Annotated in this window: 17 protein-coding genes and 1 riboswitch; of the genes, 12 read left to right on the forward strand and 5 right to left on the reverse strand. The window is 30.6% G+C overall.

Annotated elements, in window-relative coordinates; all coding sequences use genetic code 11:
• Positions 1-74: 74 nt before the first annotated feature.
• From ACJDT4_RS07000 to ACJDT4_RS07035, 8 genes are all read left to right on the forward strand, one after another.
• Positions 75-1748: an acetolactate synthase large subunit gene (locus tag ACJDT4_RS07000; RefSeq protein ID WP_406787008.1), complete on the forward strand. Its 1674-nt coding sequence runs from the start codon at positions 75-77 to the stop codon at positions 1746-1748.
• A gap of 608 nt (positions 1749-2356) precedes the next feature.
• Entirely contained in the window at positions 2357-2779 is a 423-nt protein-coding gene (locus tag ACJDT4_RS07005) for a CBS domain-containing protein (protein WP_406786836.1), read from the forward strand.
• Positions 2780-3488: 709 nt separating this feature from the next.
• Positions 3489-4949 carry a PTS mannitol transporter subunit IIBC gene (locus ACJDT4_RS07010; RefSeq protein ID WP_406786837.1) on the forward strand — a complete coding sequence of 487 codons (1461 nt, stop codon included), beginning with the start codon at positions 3489-3491 and terminating at the stop codon, positions 4947-4949.
• A gap of 5 nt (positions 4950-4954) precedes the next feature.
• Positions 4955-7009 (forward strand): BglG family transcription antiterminator, encoded by a 2055-nt coding sequence (locus ACJDT4_RS07015; RefSeq protein ID WP_406786838.1) that lies wholly within the window; start codon positions 4955-4957, stop codon positions 7007-7009.
• On the forward strand, positions 7002-7442 hold the full coding sequence (locus ACJDT4_RS07020) for a PTS mannitol transporter subunit IIA (protein WP_406786839.1): 441 nt from the start codon (positions 7002-7004) through the stop codon (positions 7440-7442). Before ACJDT4_RS07015 ends, ACJDT4_RS07020 begins: the two co-directional genes overlap by 8 nt.
• Position 7443: 1 nt before the next feature.
• Complete coding sequence (locus ACJDT4_RS07025) at positions 7444-8592, forward strand: mannitol-1-phosphate 5-dehydrogenase (protein ID WP_406787009.1); 1149 nt, start codon at positions 7444-7446, stop codon at positions 8590-8592.
• Positions 8593-9143: 551 nt separating this feature from the next.
• The gene (gene glmS / locus ACJDT4_RS07030) at positions 9144-10970 is read left to right on the forward strand and encodes a glutamine--fructose-6-phosphate transaminase (isomerizing) (RefSeq protein WP_406786840.1); all 1827 of its coding nucleotides are present in this window, start codon (positions 9144-9146) and stop codon (positions 10968-10970) included.
• Between the two features lie 103 nt (positions 10971-11073).
• Entirely contained in the window at positions 11074-11568 is a 495-nt protein-coding gene (locus tag ACJDT4_RS07035; protein WP_406786841.1) for a GNAT family N-acetyltransferase, read from the forward strand.
• A gap of 171 nt (positions 11569-11739) precedes the next feature.
• Here the strand turns inward: ACJDT4_RS07035 and ACJDT4_RS07040 are convergent, their stop codons facing one another.
• A complete protein-coding gene (locus ACJDT4_RS07040) occupies positions 11740-11967 on the reverse strand; it encodes a PadR family transcriptional regulator (RefSeq protein ID WP_406786842.1) in 228 nt (75 codons plus the stop codon).
• Here ACJDT4_RS07040 and ACJDT4_RS07045 point away from each other — a divergent pair.
• Positions 11894-12418, forward strand: coding sequence for an alpha/beta fold hydrolase (locus tag ACJDT4_RS07045; protein WP_406787017.1), 525 nt, complete (start codon positions 11894-11896; stop codon positions 12416-12418). The two genes, ACJDT4_RS07040 and ACJDT4_RS07045, sit on opposite strands and share 74 nt — an antisense overlap.
• Positions 12419-12439: 21 nt before the next feature.
• On the opposite strand, the gene ACJDT4_RS07050 is transcribed toward ACJDT4_RS07045, so the two are convergent.
• From ACJDT4_RS07050 to ACJDT4_RS07065, 4 genes are all read right to left on the reverse strand, one after another.
• The gene (locus ACJDT4_RS07050; RefSeq protein ID WP_406786843.1) at positions 12440-13972 is read right to left on the reverse strand and encodes a methyl-accepting chemotaxis protein; all 1533 of its coding nucleotides are present in this window, start codon (positions 13970-13972) and stop codon (positions 12440-12442) included.
• A gap of 240 nt (positions 13973-14212) precedes the next feature.
• A riboswitch (cyclic di-GMP riboswitch) is annotated at positions 14213-14300 on the reverse strand.
• 229 nt (positions 14301-14529) lie between these two features.
• Positions 14530-14910 (reverse strand): RidA family protein, encoded by a 381-nt coding sequence (locus tag ACJDT4_RS07055; RefSeq protein ID WP_406786844.1) that lies wholly within the window; start codon positions 14908-14910, stop codon positions 14530-14532.
• A gap of 31 nt (positions 14911-14941) precedes the next feature.
• Entirely contained in the window at positions 14942-16153 is a 1212-nt protein-coding gene (ilvA, locus tag ACJDT4_RS07060; protein WP_406786845.1) for a threonine ammonia-lyase, read from the reverse strand.
• A 442-nt stretch (positions 16154-16595) separates the two neighbouring features.
• Complete coding sequence (locus ACJDT4_RS07065) at positions 16596-17645, reverse strand: L-threonylcarbamoyladenylate synthase (protein ID WP_406786846.1); 1050 nt, start codon at positions 17643-17645, stop codon at positions 16596-16598.
• Between the two features lie 207 nt (positions 17646-17852).
• On the opposite strand from ACJDT4_RS07065, the gene ACJDT4_RS07070 reads away from it, so the two are divergent.
• The 3 genes from ACJDT4_RS07070 to ACJDT4_RS07080 all read left to right on the forward strand — a co-directional run bounded on the left by ACJDT4_RS07070 (position 17853) and on the right by ACJDT4_RS07080 (position 20357).
• Entirely contained in the window at positions 17853-18305 is a 453-nt protein-coding gene (locus ACJDT4_RS07070; protein ID WP_406786847.1) for a helix-turn-helix domain-containing protein, read from the forward strand.
• Positions 18306-18899: 594 nt separating this feature from the next.
• Entirely contained in the window at positions 18900-19514 is a 615-nt protein-coding gene (locus tag ACJDT4_RS07075) for a TetR/AcrR family transcriptional regulator (RefSeq protein WP_406786848.1), read from the forward strand.
• Complete coding sequence (locus ACJDT4_RS07080; protein ID WP_406786849.1) at positions 19515-20357, forward strand: alpha/beta fold hydrolase; 843 nt, start codon at positions 19515-19517, stop codon at positions 20355-20357. It begins immediately after the preceding gene.
• The last annotated feature ends 10 nt before the right edge of the window (positions 20358-20367 follow it).

The raw sequence follows: 20367 nt of genomic DNA on the forward strand, positions 1-20367 counted from the left end.
ATAAAATACTATTATAGTTTTAGGGTAAAAATTATAACTATCATTTTTGGGAGGAAAATCAAATGAATAATGATATGCCGGTTAAGGAGAAAGAAAAAACAGAGGATGAAACATCTAAAGTTGGAACTACAGCAGAACTTGTAGTTAAATGCCTTGAAAATGAAGGTGTAAAGTACATATTTGGAATACCAGGAGAAGAAAATTTAGCATTAATAAATGCATTAAAGAAATCTTCTATAAAATTTATAACTACGCGTCATGAGCAGGGAGCTGCATTTATGGCCGATGTATACGGAAGACTTACAGGAAAGCCTGGAGTTTGTTTATCTACACTGGGACCAGGGGCAACAAATTTAATGACAGGAGTTGCCGATGCAAATCTTGATGGAGCACCGCTTGTAGCAATAACTGGACAAGTAGGAACGGATAGAATGCATATAGAATCACATCAGAACTTAGATTTAGTTGCAATGTTTGCACCAGTTACAAAGTGGAACAAGCAGATTGTAAGGCCAGATACAGCAGCAGAAATAGTCAGAAAAGCATTTAAAACAGCAACAACAGAAAAGCCAGGAGCTTGTCACATAGATTTGCCTCAAAATATTGCAAGCATGCCAGCAGATGCTAAGCCGTTAAAGCATGCATTATGCGAAAAAAGTTTTGCATCTTACAGCAGCATAGAAAAGGCAGCAGTGGCAATATCAAGAGCAAAGAATCCTTTAATACTTGCAGGAAATGGAGCAATACGTTCCAATGCAAGCAGAGCTGTTCTTGAGATGGCAGAAAGATTAAATATCCCAGTAGCAAATACTTTTATGGGAAAAGGAATAATACCATATACAAATCCACTATCAATATGGAGTATGGGGTTAGCTCAAAAGGATTATGTAAACCGCATATTTGAAAAAACAGATTTAGTAATAACTATTGGTTATGATATCATAGAATACTCACCTAAAAAGTGGAATGCAAAAGGTGATATAAAAATAATTCACATAAGCGAGGAAAAGGCTGAAGTTAATAGATGTTATATCCCAGAGGTTGAGGTTATAGGCGATATTTCAGACTCAGTATATGAAATAGTAAGACGTTCATCTAGACAGGAAGCACCTAAACAGGTGTTAAAAATTAGAGAAGATATGCAAAGGGATTATGAAGAATACGCAAATGATGACGCTTTTCCAATGAAGCCTCAAAAGATTTTATTTGATTTAAGAAAAGTGATGGGTGCAGATGATATTGTTATTTCCGATGTTGGGGCACATAAAATGTGGATAGCAAGGCACTATCACTGTTTAAAGCCAAATACCTGCATAATATCCAATGGTTTTGCATCTATGGGTATAGCAATACCAGGAGCACTTGCTGCAAAGCTTATAAATCCAGATAAAAAGGTTATAGCAGTTACAGGTGACGGCGGATTTATGATGAACTCACAGGAGCTTGAGACTGCAAGAAGAGTTGGAACTCCATTTGTAACTTTAATATTTAATGACGGCTATTATGGACTTATAAAGTGGAAGCAGGAAGAAAGATATGGAGAGAGTGCATGCGTAGATTTTACTAATCCTGACTTTAAAATGCTGGCAGAAAGCATGGGACTTAAGGGATATAGGATTAATAAGGCGGAAGAACTACTTCCAACTTTAGAGGATGCATTTAAGCAGAAGGTTCCAAGTGTTATTGATTGCTGTGTTGATTACAGTGAAAACTTAAAATTAACACATAAATTAGAAGGCCTTAAATAAAAAGGCTCTGTTTTAGATAAATGTTTATTTTTACACTTATTTAAAACAGAGCTTTTTTAAATTATGAAAAAAAATCCAATAAAACAATATTTTTTTAAAAATAAGTATTGATTTTTAACATAATAATGATAAAATCAAATTGTGATATAAATTTAATAAAAAAATGCAACTAGTGTTATTAAATTTATAAATACGCAGTTAAGGGCTATCCAAAAGCATAGGCTAGTAATATGTAAATTTTATTTGTAAACTTTATTTGTAAACTCATAGAAAATTTTGATTTTTAAGTTTCTTTAACTACCTAAACCCCTAACAGAACGTGGATAGCCCTTATTTTTCATTATACACTAAAATTTTGTAATTCAAATAACAAATTGATTAATTATAGAAAAACATGTATAATAATATTGTATACGTTTACTATACATAACTCGTAATTTACAGAAAGTTAAAAGTTATTTAATGGCATTGAAAAAAAGAGGTTATATAATATTTTATGAGGGTACAGGGGGTACCATTTGGAAAACAAGAGAAGGTTTATTAATAAATGCTGATTTCAGATGGTTTATCTCTAATAATAGTTAAAGTGAAAAGGGGCAAATAGACTTATGAATATAGCATTTTTTTTAACTCCAAAAAGTGAAGTAATATGTGAAAAGATAACTTCAACTATGAGACAAGCTCTTGAAAGAATGGAGTATCATAGATACACAGCAATTCCTATATTAGATGATAAGGGTAGATATGTAGGCACACTAACTGAAGGTGATTTGCTTTGGATGATGAAGAATACACCTGGGCTTGATTTTAAAAATACCAATAAGGTTTCAATAAACGACATTCCAAGGCATATTACAAATAAAGCTGTTCATATAGATTCTGATATAGAAGACTTAGTATCTACGGCTATGAATCAGAACTTTGTTCCGGTAATAGATGATAATAATGTATTTATAGGAATAATAAAAAGAAGTGATATAATAAATTATCTTTACAAAAAATTGTTTCAAAAAATGAAAAAAGAAGCTTAAAAAGACTAAAATGTACCCTATAGAGTAGACATTATAAAGAAGTCTACTCTATAGGGTATTTTTGTGTATAATAAAGTAAATAACATTAGAAGAATACGAATGAGTAATAAGCTATTTACAAAAAAATAAAAATATTATCCCAAAATAGATATGTTAGGAATGTAAGTGAGAAGGGCATCACCTATACTGATGAATTTAAGAACATTTTTATTACTGAGAACGAAAAAGTAGATATTGAAGCTAGAGAAAAAATGGCACATAAGCTTGGAGCAATGCATCATGTTGCTAATGGAATTCATGAAAAACACTTCTATCTTACATTAGATCAAATGTCTGAACTTGCCTATGATGATTAGTGTGCAGCAGCTAGTCTTATATATTAGCTTATGAGTTAAATTAAGAATACATATAAGCGTTTTAAAAGTTATGCTTCTTAGAAATAAATTTTAGGCTATTGCACTAAAAAGTTAGTGCAATAGCCTTTTAGATTGAACAAAACAGTATACGAGTTGTATTTTTGAGTTAGGAATTGCTACATTTTAAAATGTATATGCATGAAATGTAAATTCTAGAAATATCTTATTTTTAAAATTGTCATTGAAAACGTATACCAAAAATAAACTTGTACAAATTGAAAATGACAGTATTTTGGCTTATCATTTTACTTGAGGGAAATAAGAAATAATGTGAAGGATATGGGGGATATAATATGGAGATAATTAAAAACGACAAACAAAGTTTAAAATCATCCTCATTAAAAAAGACTGTTCAAAGTTTTGGTGCTTTCTTAAGTAAAATGGTTATGCCAAATATTGGAGGGTTTATTGCTTGGGGGTTAATAACAGCATTATTTATTAAGACAGGATGGACTCCTAATTCTCAGCTTTCAAAACTTGTAAATCCTATGGTCGATTACATGCTTCCACTGCTTATAGCATATCAAGGTGGGAAAATTGTGTATGATACTAGAGGTGGTGTAGTAGGGGTGATAGCTACTATGGGGATGATAGTTGGAACCTCTATACCAATGTTTATTGGGGCAATGGTAATGGGACCTTTAGGTGGATACCTAATAAAAAGGTTTGATAAACTTATAGAATCAAAGGTTCCAATGGGTTTCGAGATGCTTGTAAATAACTTCTCAGCAGGAATTTTAGGAGGAATACTTGCTATAATTGCCTTTGTTTTGATGGGGCCAATAATTGCAGGCGCATCAAATGGTTTAGGAGCAATAGCTTTATCAATAACTAAAAAAGGGCTGATTCCATTAATAGCAATAGTTGTAGAACCAGCAAAAATATTGTTCTTAAATAATGCAGTTAATCATGGTGTATTTACACCGCTTGGAATTCAGCAAGTGCAAAGTCTTGGAAAATCAATATTCTTCTTACTTGAAGCAGACCCAGGACCAGGTTTTGGAATTCTTTTAGCATTCTGCTTATATGGTAAGGGCTCAGCTAAAAGTTCTGCTCCAGGATCAGCAATAATACAATTCCTTGGTGGAATACATGAAATTTATTTTCCTTATGTTTTGATGAAACCATTTTTAATTCTAGCAGTAATTGCTGGAGGATTTTGCGCAGATTTAACGTTTTCTTTACTGCATGCAGGATTAGTTGCAGCATCTTCACCAGGAAGTATAATAGCATTAATGGCAATGTGCCCTAAAGGTCAGGAATTGTCTGTATTAGCAGGTGTAGCTGTTGGAACAGTAATATCATTTTTAGTTGCATCAGTAATACTCAAGAGAGACAAGAGTGATGAAGAAAAAACAGATGATTTTGAAAAAGCTCAAAATAAGATGAAGGAGATGAAAAGTCAAAGTAAAAACCAAGCTGCTAGTACTACAGACGTAGTTAATAAAAATAATAATGAAGAAAATAATTTTTCAAATATTAATTTGATAATTTTTGCTTGTGATGCAGGAATGGGATCTTCTGCAATGGGAGAATCAATATTAAAAAAAGAATTGAAAAACGCAAATATTCAGGGGATAAGGGTTGAGCACTATTCAGTTGACAGCATTCCCAAAGATGCAGATGTAGTATTTGTTCAAGAAAATTTAAGCGAAAGAGCAAGAAGTTGTGTACCAGAAGCAGTTATAATAACCGTAAAGAATTTCTTAGATCGTTCAAAATATGTAGAATTCATGGAAAAAATATCTGGGTGATAATTATGAATACTTTAACTCCTAGGCAGCAATTTATATTAAGCGAGTTAATAAATAAAAAATCTTGTAATGCTGAGGTACTTCATAACGAACTTGCTATAAGTGTAAGAACTATATTGAGAGAAATTGCTTCTATAAATAAAATTCTTAAAGATTATAAATTGACAATCTTATATTATGAAAATATGAATTTAATTATATCAGGAGAAAAGCAAAATATTAAAAAGCTAGAGAATTTAATAAGTTCCATTCCTATTCTGTGGTTATACAATAAAGAACAGAGAAAGATAGTAATTGTGTGTGAGTTATTACTTGAAGAAGGTTATTTAAAAGAATCTTATTTTAGCTATAAGTTTAACGTAGTAATGGGAAGCATAAGTCAAGATTTAGATAGTATTGAAAAAATGCTTTTAACTAAAAACTTATATTTAATGAGAAAAAGAACTTACGGGATAAAGATAAATGGATCAGAATGGAATAAAAGAAATGCTTTTATTGAGATGTTTTTTAATTTTAAACCTTTTGAATATTTATTTTCATTTATTTATGGAGATAAGGTAGATAATATCGTACAATCTTTTTTTAAGGATATATTTCAAGTTAAGACAATTGATATTGTCAAAGAAATCTTCCACAAATTAGATTTTGGAGATATCAAGGTCAATGATGTTCAGTATTTTAATCTATTTATTCTAACACTTCTCGCTATAAAGAAAACAGAAGACGGAAGTAATATATCTTTACCAGATAAAATTAAGCAAGACATGGAAAATAGCAAGATATATAAAAAATTAAAATTATTACAAGAAGAATTATCTGAAAGTAATATAACACTGCCAGAAGATGAGTTAGCATATCTATGCTTATATTTAAACGATTATAAATATAATAATGTCTGCAATAAAAGTATTATAGAATCAGATATTAACTATGAGTGTATTAGTAAAGAGCTGATAAACGCTGTATCAAAAAAAATAGAAATAGATATTACGAAGGATAAAAAATTACTTGAAGATTTATCACAACACTTAAAACAAACATTTCATATGCTTAATTTAGGACTGGATATTATAAACACTTTAGTAAATGAAATAAAAGAACATTATTCTAAACTGTTTGACATAATAAACAATGAATGTCGATTGATTTTTTCCAGATACAATATCAAAATTCCTGAGGAGGAAATTGGATATATTACAATGCATATTGAGGTTGCTATACAAGGAAAGCAGGCATTTGTAAAAAAATTAGATGTGCTTATTGTTTGCATAAGTGGGATAAGCACTGCAAAAATATTAAATAACAAGGTGAAAAATCTTTTTTCAGATATAGGTAATACAGATATTACTTCTATACACGATCTTTATGATAAATTGTCAAAAAATGAATATGATTTGATTTTGTCAACAGTACCGATTAGTTTAGGTATGGACAATGTGATTGTTGTTTCACCATTTATGACAAAAGAAAATGTAGATGAAGTAAAGGATTTTATTTTTAGGATTAAGATGAAAAAACAAAATTTAACTGTAAATTATTCAGATAATTTAAGCTTTAATGAATTGAATGAAGAATACGAGCTTATAAATGAAATTTTCAAGAATCTAAAATTAAAAAAGTTCAAAGTTAATACTTTTAATGAATTAATAGATTGTATTGCAGATGATATTTATGAAAGTAACATAAGCAGGAGTAAAGAGGAAATAAAGAGATTAATATTAAAAAGAGAAGAAAAAGGTAATGTTGTAGTACCTAAAAGTGGGATGGCGCTTCTTCATACTAGAAGTGATGAAATGATTAAACCTTTTGTTGGGGTATATTATGTTGATAAATATTTTCCAATGTCAAGTGAAGGTTTCTCTACAGAGAACGTAAATGCCTTCTTGGTACTTTTAGCGCGCAATAATGAAAGTGATTATGTACTGCAGTTTTTAGGAAAAATAAGCATATCGCTAATTGAAAGAGAGGGATTTGTTGAAACTTTAAAGACAGGGAACATTAGGAAAATTAGGAGCTCTTTGATATGTATTGCGAATAAGGAGGATGATGTTAATGGGTAGAAAGATTTTAGAAGAGGATAATATTTTATTAAATTTAAAGTCAGAATCAAAAGATGAAGCTATAGAAAGGGTGGGAAAGCTTCTGGTATCAAAAGGCTATGTAAATAAAAATTATATAAATGGAATGAAGGCTAGAGACAAAGAAATTTCAACATATATGGGAAATGGAGTTGCTATACCTCATGGAATGAATGAATATAAAAAAGAAATTTTAAATTCAGGCATAGTTATAGCTCAATATCCTGAAGGGGTAGATTTTGGAGAAGAAAATGTAGCTTATATAGTAATAGGAATTGCTGGTAAAGGCGAAGAACATATGAATATATTATCAAAAATAGCACTCACTGTTCAATATGAAGAAAATGTTGAAAGGCTTAAAAATGCAAAAACTAATAAAGAAATTATTAAAATAATAGAGGAAGGCGATGACTGATATGAAGGCAGTTCATTTTGGTGCAGGAAATATAGGAAGGGGGTTTATTGGATATTTATTATATAAGTCTAATTATGAAATCACTTTTGTTGATATATTCGATAAAGTGGTGGAGGACATAAATAAATATAAGAAATATACGGTAATAACCTTAAGTACTTCTTCAAACAAAGAAGAAGTGGAAAATGTGAAAGCTGTTAATTTAAAGGATAGTGCGTATCTTGAAAAAGAAGTTTTAGAAGCAGATTTAATTACAACATCATTAGGCTTAAATAATTTAAAGAGTACAGGAGAACTTTTAAGGGAATTCTTAAAAAAGAGATCAAAAGTCAGTAAGAAAGCGCTTGATATAATAGCTTGTGAAAATGCCTTATTTGCAACTGATGTGTTAAAAAGGGCTATACTTGATAAAACAGATGAAAAATTTCAAGAATATTTAGAAAAATATGTAGGGTTTCCAAATTGCGCAGTTGATAGGATTGTGCCGAATGTAGATATAGAAAAAGAATTGCCTATAGATGTAGCTGTAGAAGATTTCTATGAGTGGGATATAGAAAAGAATAAGATAAAAGTTAATAATAACATAAAAGGTGCAGAATATGTTGAAAAGTTGGATCCTTACCTCGAGAGAAAATTGTTCCTCTTAAATGGTGCACATGCAACGATTGCGTACTTAGGGTATCTTAAAAAGTATAAATTTATCCATGAAGCTATAAAAGATGAGGAAATTAAAAAGGTTATAGTTGGTTTTCATAAGGAGGCAGTACAAGCTCTTAGCATTAAGCACAAAATAGATATAAATATCTTAAAGGAATATTCAAATAAGCTTCTAAAAAGATTTGAAAATAAATACCTTAAAGATGATGTAACGCGTGTAGGGCGCGATCCAGTAAGAAAATTATCATCAAATGATAGGTTAGTAACTCCATTAAAACTTTGCTATAATTTGAAAATAGATTTTAATGATATTTTATATGGTATTGCAGCAGGATATTTATTTGACTATAAAAATGATGGTAAGGCACAAGAAATTCAAAAGATAATAAAAAACGATGGTACTAGTAAAGCTATTTCAAATATATCTCAAATAAGAGAAGGAGAATATTTGAATAGTATGATAGTAAATAAGTATAAGGAGCTAAAAAGTTAATTATAGAATTCAGAATATTCAAAATTTTCTTAATTAATCCGAAAAGATTTTAGAAAATTTAATTGTGGAAAGTATTTTAAATTTAATTCACATTGAATACTAACTTAAAATATTTTCCCAACTTTTATAAACTTAAAGTCGCTATTTGCATAGTATATTTATATAAAAACAAAAAGTTCAATAAATGTTTTCTTTATATTGATTGACATATAAAGAAAAGCAATAGTATAATGGCATGTGTAAATATTAAGTAAAGTTGAGGAGGGATATCAGATTAGATAAAAAATTATTAATTATATTTAAAGCGCCAGAACTAAGGTAATATGATTATTTTAGTTGACGAGGATGGGGAGTATCGAAATCTTCGGCGGATGCCCCACGGTAAACGCACTACCGTTAACGATTGATAAAAGCAGAAAGTGATTTTTGTTACAAAATCAATCTGGTGTTAAAACCTTAATAATTTATTAATATACCTAGAATCTCTTAAAAAATGAAGTTATTTTAGGTGTTATTAGTGTTGAATTAAAAATACGAAAGGAAGATTTTTTATGTGCGGAATAGTAGGTTATAGTGGTAAGAATGAAGCTTCTTCAATTTTAGTTGAGGGATTAAGTAAACTTGAGTATAGAGGATACGATTCAGCAGGAGTTGCTATACTAGATGATGGAAAAATAAATGTTTCAAAATGTAAAGGAAGACTTGTAAATCTTGAAAATAAATTGAAGAGTAGTCCACTTAAAGGAAATGTAGGAATTGGACATACTAGATGGGCTACACATGGTGAGCCGTCAGATGTGAATGCACATCCTCATAATAATAATGATAATACAATAAGTGTAGTGCATAATGGTATAATAGAAAACTATATGGAGTTAAAGTCATGGCTTAAATCAAAAGGATATAAATTTGTTTCAGAAACTGATACAGAGGTTATTCCTAATCTTATAGACTATTTTTACAATGGAGATTTATTAGATGCGGTTATGAAAGCTATATCAAAAGTAGAAGGAAGTTATGCACTTGGCGTAGTTTGTTCAAATGAACCTAATAAAATCGTTGCAGTAAGAAAAGATAGTCCTCTTATAGTTGGAGCTGGAAAAGATGAAAATTTTATAGCATCAGATGTTCCGGCTATATTAAATCATACTAGAGATATATATTATTTAAAAGATAAAGAGTTTGCTGTTTTAACTTCTGAGGGAGTAGAATTTTACTCTAATGAAGGAGAAAAAATAGAAAAAGAGCTTAATCATATAGAGTGGGATGCTAATGCAGCTGAAAAAGGTGGCTACGAGCATTTCATGTTAAAAGAAATTTATGAACAACCTAAAGCTATAAAAGATACTATGACTTCTAGAATTATAGAAGATCAGCCTATAAAATTAGATGATATAAATATAACAAAAGAACAAATAGAAAATATTGAGAAAATATATATAGTAGCTTGTGGAACTGCATATCATGCTGGAATAGTTGGAAAATATGCAATAGAAAAATTAGCTAGAATTCCAGTTGAAGTAGATATAGCATCTGAATTTAGATATAGAAATCCAATAATTACAAAGAATACTTTGATGATAGTTTTAAGTCAATCAGGAGAGACAGCCGATACTTTAGCTGCATTAAGAGAGGCAAAGTCACTTGGAGCAAGAGTTATTGCTATAACAAATGTTGTTGGAAGTTCGGTTTCTAGAGAAGCAGATGATATTTTATATACATGGGCAGGACCAGAAATTGCAGTTGCATCTACAAAAGCTTATACTACTCAGCTTATAACTATGTATATATTGGCATTATTCTTTGCACAAAATAAAAATACTTTAACTAATGAAGAAATAGAAAATATAAAAGCTGATATGCTTAAGCTTCCAGAAAAGGCAAAGGAAGTATTAGACAATAAAGAAAGAGTCCAAAAGTTTGCCTCAAACACTTATATGCATAAAGATATGTTTTATCTAGGTAGAGGTATTGATTATGCAGTAGCTATGGAAGGTGCATTAAAGCTTAAAGAGATTTCATATATACATTCTGAAGCTTATGCTGGTGGAGAATTAAAGCATGGAACTATAGCATTAATAGAAAATGGAACAGTTGTAGTAGCACTTGCAACTCAAAATGATTTATATGAAAAAATGGTTAGTAATATAAAAGAGGTAACTACAAGAGGAGCAAAAGTTCTTGGAATTACAGTTGAAGGTAGAACTGGAATGGATGAATTTGTTGATTCAGTTATATATGTACCAAAGGTAAACGACATACTTTTACCCGTACTCTCAGTTATCCAACTTCAATTATTAGCTTATTATGTTTCCGTAGAAAAAGGCTGTGATGTTGACAAGCCAAGAAACCTTGCAAAATCAGTTACAGTTGAATAAAAATACAATAAGTAATTACGCATTGGCTGTACTTTAATACTAGAGTACAGCCTTGTCTTATATTATTGCCACAATAGATAAAATTTATACTGGAGGAATATGTATGATAAGAAAAGGTAAGCCACAGGATATTGACTCCATAATGAGCATAATTAAAGCTGCAATCAAAGACATGGAATCAAAAAACATACATCAATGGGACGAGATTTATCCAGACAAGACAGTTTTAAATGAAGACTTAGCAAATGGTAATTTATATGTCAATGTTGAAGATGATATTATAAATGCCATCGTGGTATTAAATGAGGAGCAAGCAGAGGAATACAAAGCTTTAAACTGGAAATATAACTTTAGAAAACAGCTTGTTATTCATAGATTATGCGTTGATCCAAGGGCTCAAGGCGGTGGAATTGCAAGGAAGCTCCTTAAATATTCAGATGAATTTGCAGTAAAGGGTGGATATGGGGCTATAAGATTAGATGCCTTTACCCAGAATGAAAGAGCTTTGAGACTGTATGAAAAGAATGGATATGAAAAAGTGGGAAGCGTTCAGTTTAGAAAAGGTGAATTTTATTGCTATGAGAAGAATGTAGAGTAAATATTAATAGCTTAAAAAAGACTATTGCATTAGCAAAAATTTGAATAAGGCAGTAGCCTTTTTTATAAAAAGTTAATAAAAATGAAATGTACCATTATATAGCTACTCCTTTTCGTTTCCGTGAATATTTTTATAGATAGAATCAATGTAATTGTCTACTTCTTTCATTTTTCATACCCACTTAAAAAATATATCAATGATATTTTTAAAGAAAAACCACTCTTCTTTTTTAGTAACAAGATAATTTTTTTTATCTTCTGTAATTTTATAATATATACGTCTGCCACCGCCAGTTTCTGTATCATCCCAATAAGGAGATATCAGATTGTTTTTTTCTAATCTTTTTAAAACTACATATAAAGTTCCATCTTTAATAGGATCATTAGGCTTGTATTCCAAAATGCCATTTCATAGGTTTAATAGGTGGTTTGTAAATTCAAGGTTTAATGCTAAATCATATGAATGGATTGGAAAAAGCAAAGCTATGGTAAGATGGACAATAAGTTCTTCTTTGTTTGGAGATAAAAATAAAATTTCTGATGAGTTAGTTGATGATTTATATACGCTTGTTCATGAGCCTAATTGTAATAAAGCTTGGGAGTCCTTCCAATGTTATGAGCTTGGCAAAAAAGGAATGACTACAGATTTAGCGGTGCATTTAAGGGAACTATCAATGCCAGTTTTAATAGTCAATGGTGAAAAAGATTCTGGGGTTCCTGTAAAATATGCAATAGCGGCAAGTAAGGTTATTAAGAATAGTAGGCTTCATGTGATGAAAGGATGTAAACATTGGGCTCAAAAGGAGAGACCAGAAGAATTTGTTCAGGTGTTTAATGAGTTTCTGCAGTAGCAGAAATTCATTAAACTATAACTATTTTACAAGTTCATTCATGTTTTCAGCAATATTTTTTAGTTCATTAATATTAGCTTCTATTTCTTCGTTGGTAGCAGCACTTTGAGATATTGATTGCGATACCGTTGTGTATTTAGATATAGTATCCTCCGTTAAGCTGTTAACCTGTTTGTTAAATTCAACTACATTTTGAGTTTCTGTAAGTAGCGTTGTGGAAGCCGTGTTTATTTCTATTATATTGCTGCTAAATAATTTTAATTTATCAGTCATAATTTTTATATCATTTACTGTTTCGTTAATAATATTATTTCCTGTTTGAGATTTTTCGTTGTTCTCAGTCATTTGCTTTTCAACAAGATTTATATTAGCTTTTAATTCATCTAGCATTGAACTTACCTGGTTAAGAGACTGTCTTGTGTTTTCTGCTAGTTTGCGTATTTCATCAGCTACAACTGCAAATCCCTTACCATATTCACCTGCTCTTGCTGCCTCAATAGATGCATTTAATGCAAGAAGATTTGTTTGTTCTGCGATATCTCCGAGAAGATTTAATATAGTATCTACCTGCTTTGATTTTTCTTCTAAAGCTTTTGTAGTTTGGAAAGTATTTTTAATATTTTTATTTATATCAGTAATAATTGTTAAAGCATTATTTAGAGACTGCTGATTCTTGTCCGTAACTGTGATAAAATCTTTTATTTGTGATTCGCTAGCATTTGTTTTCTTAGAAACAGTTTCATTAGCATTTAGCAAAGTTTTTAATATCTCACTATTTTTGTTTGATTTATTTAACATTTCTTCACAGGAATTTGATATATTTTGGCTTGTTTCTGAAACTTCTAAAAGGGTACTTGTCTGCTCCTCAATAGCAGCACTTAAGTTTTCACTTGAAGCTAAAACAGTATTGGAAGTTTGTGATATATTTTTGAATAAATTCAATAGCTTTTGATTTTCTTCATTAATTTTTATTTCTTTTTCAGAAATTGAATCTAATAAATTTGAAGAAAAATATACAACAAGACTAGTTAAAATCAAGGCTATTATGATTGTTACAGAAGTTAACATTAATTCTGCTGGTAATAAAGTTTTGTAATTTAAAATGGATGGATTATATATGTATACAGATATTTGGCAAGCAATACTTACTGCTATTGCGGTAATAATTAATTTTAAATCAAAAAATAGAGATTCTAGGGTTATAAAAAAGAAAATTATAAGCCATGTAGAATTTAAATGCATTGTAAAGTTTAAATATAAATATTGAAAATAAGTTATAAATAAATAAACATATTTAGTTATGTTAAACCATTTAACATTGAAACCATTTTTTGAAACTGTATGCTTGTAGCATGACCATAGTATTACAACATAGGTGACTGTAAGTATCCCAAGGATAATTAATGAATTAGTGTGTATTTTATCATTAAAACCAAATAATTTTAAAGCAGAATAAAATGTAAATGCCACAATACAGCAAATTATAAATATTGCCAGTATTACTTTAAGCATTTTTTCGTAAAAATTTGTTTTGAAGGTTTTACCAGTATTCATTTTTATTTACTCCTCTTTTATCTTTAGTTATGTTTTAAAATATTTTACGTAATGTTGCTATATCATAACTTCCTATCTATAAGTTTATAATATATAGTTTAATATCTTTTAATTTTGCTTATGCAACCGGTGATAAATAGGTATATGTATTATAAATATATGGTTCAATATATAATTATAAAAAATAAAAGGTCTATTATATAATAATAGACGCACAAAAAGATATTATTTTTCCTTATCTTTAGCAACCTGGCAATCATAAGAATTGAATTCCCTTAGACCCATAGCTTTGTGACCTTATTTTTCAATAAGTGTACTATTATGATATATAAAAAATAATACACTGAATTGGATCGGATTTCAATTGTATAATTATTTTTTGTTGGAAAATTAAAAATGAAAGATTACATATAGATTATGAAAGAAGCTTTATCCAATTTAGAAAAAGGGAGATATGAAAACCCCGTAGTTGTAAACTGGAAAGATAAAATTAGATTTGATTACGGGGTGAATTGCTGCTGATTTTTAGTAACAATTTACTCCGTAAGTGGACTTAATTACTCTGCTAATGCTATTACTTCTATCTCAACTAAAGCATCTTTAGGAAGCTTTACTTCCACACATGATCTTGCAGGCATATCTTTTTTAAAGTATCTTGCGTAAACTTCGTTGACAGCAGCAAAATCGCTCATGTTTTTTACAAATACAGTTGTTTTAACTACTTTGTCAAGGGAAGTTCCTGCTGCCTCAAGAATAGCTTTTACATTTTCTAGAGATCTTTCAGTTGCTTTTTGTACATCTCCATTAACTAGTTCTCCAGTTGTTGGATCTAGTGGAATTTGACCTGATGCAAATACTAAATTTCCAGCTTTAACAGCTTGTGAATAAGGGCCTACTGCTCCTGGAGCGTTTTTTGTACTTATTATTTTCTTTTCCATAAAATAGTCCTCCTAATATTTTAATTTATGTCTATATTAATTTTACTACATATCCGTCCTTTTCTAAACAATTTAGTATACTTTCACCATGTGTTTTGGATTGAACTGTGATTTCAAAGGATACATCAGCATATTCAAGACCTTTTTCATTCCAGTTGCTGTCCTGTCTTACTGTAACGACGTTTCCTCCCATTTTTCCTATCTTTGATATTAAAGTGCCCAAGGCTCCTGTTTTGTCCTGAAGCTCTACTTCAAATCTTATTGTTCTTTTTTCTAAAACCAATTCTCTTTCGATTATCTTAGCTGTAGTTGCAATATCAGCATTTCCTCCACTAACTAAAAGAGCTACATTTTTACCTTCTATTCCTTTTATTTTTTTAGCTAATAAGGCTGCTAAAGGTGCGGCTCCTGAACCTTCAACTATGAGCTTGCTTATTTCCATCAGCTGAAACATAGCGTGAGCTATTTCGTCTTCGCTTACTGTAACTATTTCATCTACATATTTTTGGAGATACTCTAAGCACTTATCGCCGATTGTACTGACGGATATGCCATCAGCTAAAGATTTTGCACCTGGAACAGTGGTGACTTTTCCATTTTTAATTGAAGTCTTGGCAGATGGGATTATTTCTGGTTCAACGCCTATTATCCTTATTGAAGGCTTTAAGGCTTTTGCTGCTGTGGCAATGCCAGATATTAGCCCGCCCCCGCCAATTGGAATAACTATAACATCAGTATCGGGTAACTCTTCTAATATTTCAAGAGCTATAGTTCCCTGTCCTGCCATTACATCTACATCATTAAAAGGTTCTAAAAAGGTTGCACCTGTTTCCTTTTGTATTTCTACGGCTTTATCATGACATTCATCATATACTTGACCAGCTTGAATAACTTCTGCACCATAGCCCCTTGTTGCATCTACTTTAGCTTGAGGTGCAGTTAATGGCATAACTATGGTGGATTTAACCTTAAAAGCAGTTGCAGCATAGGCAACTCCTTGAGCATGATTTCCTGCGGAGGAGGCAATAACTCCTTTTTTCTTTTCTTCTTCCGTTAAATTAACTAGTTTGTTATAGGCACCTCTTAACTTAAAAGCACCAGTTTTTTGCTTGTTTTCACATTTTAAGTATACTTTGCAGCTGCATTTTTTTGAGAAGGTACTTGTGTAGAACAAGGGAGTTTTTCTTACTACTGCATTAATGTTTTCTTGAGCCTTTTTAATTTTTTCTAGGTTTAATTCCATGATAAATTTCCTCACTTAGTATAAAGTCTCTAAATTAAAAAAATGATTTAAAAATTAAATTTTATTGATAATTTGATAATATTCAAGAAATTTGAAAAGTGTATGCTGTTCACATACATACGTATGTATATATTTTTTTATAAATTTTAGATATAGCCGATAATGGTATTTTTATTTGAAAAAATTTAACTATATTCTATCATATTTGTACGCGTACTACAATCATATTCTGTTAAAAGTGCAATTTTTAAAAAAATATTTTTGCCAATTTTTAAATTTTATCTTGGTAAATAGAAAAAATTATTAATAGAGACTATAAAGTTTTCCTAAAATAAAGGTGCCAAAACTACTAAATAAATAGCAAATTTGACACCTTATCTATGATTTATTTATGTTCACGAGTGATGGTGGTTTTAGTTGAGTTAATTTCACTGTATATAATTTATATGTGAACAATATTTCCTGCACTTGCTTTTTCTAAGCGATTAATTATGGAATTCCCTAAACCGATGTCTTTAGGAGCTTGTACATAAATGTGACTTACATCCAATTTATCACATTCCCTAAGTAAATCGAATGTTTTTTGTGCAGCTACATTTAATGTTTTAAAACTTCCTAAATTATATACATGCTTGTAGTTCTCAAAATCCTTTAGAAATTCTTCAAAGCAAATTACAGCATTATTTTTATCTGCATTTTCTTCAATCCATTTAGAAGTTTTTTCATAATTTCCTTCAACCAGAGTTACTGGTGCATCTGGTGCGTAATGTCTGTATTTCATTCCTGGCGCCTTTGGAATTTCATTTCCTTTAACACTTAATAAATCTTTTTTATATATAAGGTTTGGAATTACCTTAAGTATGTCATCTAAACTTATTGCCCCCGGTCTTAGAAGTACTGGTGTTTGGGTAGACATATCTATAATGGTTGATTCTAGTCCAATTAAGCATGGGCCTCCGTCTAGAATACAAGGTATCTTTCCATTTAAATCATTATAGCAATGCTCAGCGCTGGTGGTTGATGGCTTGCCTGATAAATTTGCAGAAGGAGCTACCAATAGAGTTCCACTTTCTTTAATTATAGCTCTTGCTATTTCACTTTTGGGGAATCTAACTCCTACAGTATCTCTTCCTGCACTAACTCTATCTGAAATGCAGTCTTTTTTGTTGAAAATCAAAGTTACTGAGCCTGGCCAAAAGGCATCAAATACTTTTTCTGATTCTTTGGTAATATCCTTACATATATCATAGACTTGTTCTAGTTTATATATATGAACTAATAGTGGATTATCCTGTGGCCTTCCTTTAACTTGAAATATTTTTTTTACTGCATTTTCATTAAAAGCATCTGCAGCTAATCCATAAACAGTTTCTGTTGGAATTGCAACAACTTCACCTTTTTTTAAGTATTCTGCACCTTTTATAACATTTTTATAGTTAATCTTTAAATTCTTAACGTCTAATACTTCTGTTTTCATAGTGTTTATTGCCATTTATAATTCACCCTCTATTTTTGTGATTTATGTATTAAATTGCTAATTACACAATTAATTATTATATTACACATTTGCAGAAGGATTTGCAAAGTCACTAGTTTAACGCAGCTTCCGTCATGCTAAGACTGCCTTATTAAAAAAAATTTATTTTTTCTTAGCATTTTTCAAAAAATTGCATATTAACTATTTAGGAGGGTGATAAATATGAAAAATTTTACTATGGTGGATAATGATATACTTGAGGCAGATGTAAGTGATGGAGCCGTAAGATTATACATAACTCTTTCTAGCTACTGTTTTGGGGACAAGTCTATTTGCTTTCCCTCACAAAATACCCTTGCAGCTAAGCTTAAAAAAAGTGTAAGAACCATTCAAAGATATTTAGTAGAACTCATATCAAAGGGACTTATAAGAAAAAGGAGAAGAGGCTCCATAAGCAATGAATACGAGATAGTTGATAAAACTAACAAAAACACTGTCTCAAAGCTGAAGGGATTTTTTAAAGAAAAGCTGAAAACTCATAAGACTGAAGCTAAATTTGGTAAAAAAGCATCAAATTTTAACGCATATGACCAGAGAAATTATGATTATAAAAAATTAGAGGACATGCTTCTAGGTAATAATAGAAACATGTCTTATGAAGATTGCCTAAAATGAATAAAGGCAAACAACTTGAAAAACAGAGTAGAGAGTAGAGTGAATGTGGATTTACACTGTTTCTCTCAGGTAGATCATAGAACTTATTAGTATCAGCTGCGCTGAATATTATATTTTGAGCCATACGCCCCAGCGTTAAGTTTTAGATTTTTCAAAGCGATAGCGGAGAAAAATCATCCTTTACTATCCTCTGTCAATTGTACTCTGTACTCTAAGCAAAATCTTAGATTTATGGGATAAATTTAGTGTTAGTCATTTCAAACTTTCAAGCGGTTTATCTATATAATGCATGCCTCCATTCTTAAAATTAGGGATGGGGGCATGTTATTTTTTGCCATATTGAATTAAATCCTAAGGTTCAGTATTATAATCTATAACCTGACGAAGGGAGTGTCGTATTAGAGGTGTCAAAAGTACCTGATGAGATTGGACATGTAGAGCGTAGGAATAATACTAAATAAAGAATACAAAAAAAGAATACTAAAATAAAAGTGTAACGTCTTATTTATTTTATTAAGGGGGCTTGTAAACCTGGGTCAATTAACTAGAATATAAATTATGGTTGACCAGTTTGGTCAAAGTGGAGGTGGTATAATGTGCGAAGCTTTTCACGCTTTAAATAGAGAAAAACAAGTGAAAATTATAAATGCAGCTATGAAGGTGTTTTCAGAAAGCTCATACAATAAAGCTTCAACGGTAGATATAGCAGCTATAGCAGGTATATCAAAAGGAGCCTTGTTTTATTATTTTAGAAACAAAAGAGAGCTGTATTGTTATTTGTATGAATACAGCTGTAAAAAAATATATGAAAAGCTTGATGAAGTGAAGGCAATGGAAGAGAGAGATTTTTTTGAACGAAATATAAAAATAGTGGAGGCGAGAGCAGCTGCTATGCTGGATTGTCCTTATATCTTTGCATTTTCACTTCAAGCATATTACGAGAAGGATATTTCAGTTGCACAGGATATAAAGCTAATCAATGAGAAAATTTTAAAGGATGCCTATGCTAAGCTTAATGAAAATATTGATACCAGTAAGTTTAAAAATAAAGAGGATATTAACAAGGCAATTAAAATGATAATATGGCTTAGTGAAGGCTTTATAAAGGAAAGAATGGCAGAAGGAAAGCTAGAGCTAGAAGAAATTAAAGAGGAAATTTATGACTATATGAAAATACTGAAACGAGGATTTTATAAGGAAGTGTTGTAATTGGAGAAAATTAAATTATTATATAAGTCCTATGGAGTAACAGTTTATCACAGTAAAGGAGAAACTGATAAAAAAATAGTATTTGTACATGGTGGGGCACTGGACAATGCCATGATGTCCTGGAAAGAGGTAATTGAGCTCCTGGGCAAGGAATATGATATTTATGCTGTGGACATGCTTGGTTTTGGTGAAAGTGATAAGCCGGATATTCAGTACTCAATTCCTGTTTATGTAGAATTTTTATATGATATTCTAAGACAGCTAAATATAGAAAAAACTAATTTGGTTGGATTGTCTATGGGGGGAGGAATCAGCATAGGTTTTTCTTTAAGTTTCCCTCAAATGGTGAACAAACTTACTGTAATAGGATCAATGGGGCTATATAGCAGAATGCCTTTTCATTCATTTTGCAGATGGTTTGTAAATTCAAGGTTTAATTCCAAATCTTATGAATGGATTGGAAAAAGTAAAAGTTTAGTAAGATGGACTATAAATTCTTCCTTATTTCGGGATAAAAATAAAGTTTCTGATGAATTGACCGATAAAATATATAAGCTTATTGGGGATCCTGAATGTAGTAAGGCATGGCAAAGCTTTCAACGCTATGAATTGGGAAAGAAAAGGATGACTACAGATTTAGCAGTACATCTAAGTGAATTGACCATGCCAGTTTTAATAGTTAATGGAGAAAAGGACTCTGGCGTTCCTGTTAAATTTGCGGTTGCTGCCAGTAAGGCCATTAAAAATAGTAAGCTTTATATAATGAAGGGGTGTAAGCACTGGGCTCAAAAAGAAAGACCAGAGGAATTTACTGAGGTATTAAAGGAATTTTTGATGCTTTAAAGGGGCACAT

The sequence above is a fragment of the Clostridium neuense genome (assembly GCF_045310695.1).
GTDB classification, from domain to species: Bacteria; Bacillota; Clostridia; order Clostridiales; family Clostridiaceae; genus Clostridium_S; species Clostridium_S neuense.

Excerpts from the sequence above, each read along its gene's own strand:
- ACJDT4_RS07000 (WP_406787008.1), top strand. The coding sequence starts at position 75 with ATGCCGGTTAAGGAGAAAGAAAAAACAGAGGATGAAACATCTAAAGTT.
- ACJDT4_RS07005 (WP_406786836.1), top strand. The coding sequence starts at position 2,357 with ATGAATATAGCATTTTTTTTAACTCCAAAAAGTGAAGTAATATGTGAA.
- ACJDT4_RS07010 (WP_406786837.1), top strand. The coding sequence starts at position 3,489 with ATGGAGATAATTAAAAACGACAAACAAAGTTTAAAATCATCCTCATTA.
- ACJDT4_RS07015 (WP_406786838.1), top strand. The coding sequence starts at position 4,955 with ATGAATACTTTAACTCCTAGGCAGCAATTTATATTAAGCGAGTTAATA.
- ACJDT4_RS07020 (WP_406786839.1), top strand. The coding sequence starts at position 7,002 with ATGGGTAGAAAGATTTTAGAAGAGGATAATATTTTATTAAATTTAAAG.
- ACJDT4_RS07025 (WP_406787009.1), top strand. The coding sequence starts at position 7,444 with ATGAAGGCAGTTCATTTTGGTGCAGGAAATATAGGAAGGGGGTTTATT.
- glmS (WP_406786840.1), top strand. The coding sequence starts at position 9,144 with ATGTGCGGAATAGTAGGTTATAGTGGTAAGAATGAAGCTTCTTCAATT.
- ACJDT4_RS07035 (WP_406786841.1), top strand. The coding sequence starts at position 11,074 with ATGATAAGAAAAGGTAAGCCACAGGATATTGACTCCATAATGAGCATA.
- ACJDT4_RS07050 (WP_406786843.1), bottom strand. The coding sequence starts at position 13,972 with ATGAATACTGGTAAAACCTTCAAAACAAATTTTTACGAAAAAATGCTT.
- ACJDT4_RS07055 (WP_406786844.1), bottom strand. The coding sequence starts at position 14,910 with ATGGAAAAGAAAATAATAAGTACAAAAAACGCTCCAGGAGCAGTAGGC.
- ilvA (WP_406786845.1), bottom strand. The coding sequence starts at position 16,153 with ATGGAATTAAACCTAGAAAAAATTAAAAAGGCTCAAGAAAACATTAAT.
- ACJDT4_RS07065 (WP_406786846.1), bottom strand. The coding sequence starts at position 17,645 with ATGGCAATAAACACTATGAAAACAGAAGTATTAGACGTTAAGAATTTA.
- ACJDT4_RS07070 (WP_406786847.1), top strand. The coding sequence starts at position 17,853 with ATGAAAAATTTTACTATGGTGGATAATGATATACTTGAGGCAGATGTA.
- ACJDT4_RS07075 (WP_406786848.1), top strand. The coding sequence starts at position 18,900 with ATGTGCGAAGCTTTTCACGCTTTAAATAGAGAAAAACAAGTGAAAATT.